This window comes from Segatella copri (assembly GCF_019127135.1).
In the GTDB taxonomy this organism is placed as follows: domain Bacteria; phylum Bacteroidota; class Bacteroidia; order Bacteroidales; family Bacteroidaceae; genus Prevotella.
Map to the genome: position 1 here is coordinate 1 of NZ_JAHOEA010000221.1, position 300 is coordinate 300.

Genomic DNA, 300 nt, shown 5'->3' on the forward strand with positions numbered 1-300 from the left:
CCGTGACCACTATACTAACAATTTAAACAATGTAAGTTATGGCAAAAACAAAAGATGCAGTCTTGGCTCCTGAGCAAAAGGAGCTGATGGAAAAAGAGTATTTGGATTTTGTTAAACCATCTACGTATGGCAACAAAGCCAATCCAAGTAGTTGTAATTCTCTCTATGATGATGTAGAGAACCCAGAGTTGAGATCAAGTGTAGAGAAAGTTGCTGCAACAACTCCCTATAGAGAGGAAACATCAACGAACGAGGCTCAATCGCCACCGAATCCGCAGAAGCGCATCAGTGGCAAGCAGC

At 42.3% G+C, this 300-nt stretch carries 1 pseudogene; it reads left to right on the forward strand.

Annotation, left to right across the window (positions count from 1 at the left end):
- Positions 1-38 precede the first annotated feature (38 nt).
- Positions 39-300 (forward strand): annotated as a pseudogene (locus KSW37_RS15940) (DUF3408 domain-containing protein); the annotation flags it as partial.